Genomic DNA, 1483 nt, shown 5'->3' with positions numbered 1-1483 from the left:
CATGTCGTTATACACAACTCCCGTCACTCGGCCTCCTCGCGTAGCGCCTGTATGGTGGCGGCGGCATCCATGACGCGCTGCAAGCCGAGCCAGATGGTCTTGACGCCCGGCTCGCCGTCGCCCTTGCGCGCCAGGAAGCCGCCCAGGGTGGCGATCAGGCGCAGCACTTGGTTGAGGGTGGGCGGCGTCGCAGGCGGTTTCTTTTTCGTGAGCACGTACGCGCCGCGGATCTCGTCGGGGTCGAAGAAGAGCGTGGCGTCCAGGTCGGGACAGGTTCGACCGGTGCGCATCAGGTGCGCGATGCGCCAGGCGACGACCATGAACAAGGCAATCGCGCGCTCCAGGCGCTCGACGGCCGATAGTTGCAGGGCTTCGATACGGCAACCGTTCTTGACCACATGAAAGAAAGTCTCGATCTCCCAGCGCGCGCGATACCAGTCGATCAACTCGACCACCTCGGCCACCGTTTGGGCCTCCCGGTTGGTGAGCAGTCGCCACTCGACGGGCTTGGTGCCGGCCGGAGCACCGATCTCGCGCGCCACGATGCAGGTGACCGAAACGGTGCCCGCCTTGCCTGCCGGCAGACTGACCCGCCGGGCCCACAGCTGCTGACGCACCTCGCGCGCCTTCTGGCCGTGGCGCGAACCCATCGTGAACACGATCTCGCCCACCGGCTCGCCCGCGCAGGTGTGCGACCACAGCTTCGCGCCCTCGGGCAGGCAGCGGTTGTGCTTGGCCCGCACCAGCCAGTCGGCCGGCGTGGCCAGCGTCTGGGCGCGCAGCATCATCTCCATCAGATCCGCTTCGCGGTCGGCGACGTACACCAGGCGCGTCGTCGGCATCGACGCGGCCAGCTCTGCCACCCGCTCGTAGCCTTCGGTCCAGCGCGCGCTCTCCTTGATGCGGGTGTGCTCGTCAGGGGCATCGACCTCCTCGCGCGCCCACATCCACGCATCGAGCACCCCCAGCGGTTCGCGCTCGACCGTCACGGCATAGGTCGGGTGCAGGTACATGCCGCGGCGCGCCTCGTAGTTCAGTCGCCCCAGACCCGCGATGCCTTGCCCGTTGAAGTCCAGTTCGGTCGTATCCTGCAGGCACAGCACCACAGGATGGGCACGCATGCGCTCGCGGGTACGCTCCCAATGCGGGGCCAGGATCTCTTGCCAGTCGACCTCGTCGTTGCCCAGAAAGCGGTATGCAGCGACCGTCTCGCCCCAGCCCCGGCACGCCATCGGAATGCTCGCCGTTGGCTTGGCCGACAACCGTTCCATCAGCACCTTCGCCCGCTTGTTCAGTCTCTCGTCGCCCAGCGCCATCCCCGCAAACTCCTTCGCCACCCAGCTCTTCGTCGCCAACAGGTCACCCAAATTGCAAGAGTAGACGCGTTTTTTGCAAGGTTTACAAGCGCTTCGCGTAAGTCATTGAAGGTCAACGATTATTTCAGCCGGCGCTCTGGTGGGGCAGAGTTGTGTATAACGAGATG

At 65.7% G+C, this 1483-nt stretch carries 1 protein-coding gene; it reads right to left on the bottom strand.

Annotation, left to right across the window (positions count from 1 at the left end; translation table 11 throughout):
• Positions 1 to 23: 23 nt before the first annotated feature.
• The gene (locus MXC99_RS00385; protein ID WP_432654215.1) at positions 24 to 1367 is read right to left on the bottom strand and encodes an IS4 family transposase; all 1344 of its coding nucleotides are present in this window, start codon (positions 1365 to 1367) and stop codon (positions 24 to 26) included.
• Positions 1368 to 1483 lie beyond the last annotated feature (116 nt).

The organism is Thauera aromatica (assembly GCF_023093595.1).
Taxonomy (GTDB): domain Bacteria; phylum Pseudomonadota; class Gammaproteobacteria; order Burkholderiales; family Rhodocyclaceae; genus Thauera; species Thauera aromatica_A.
This window is presented reverse-complemented; position numbering and strand designations above follow the sequence as displayed.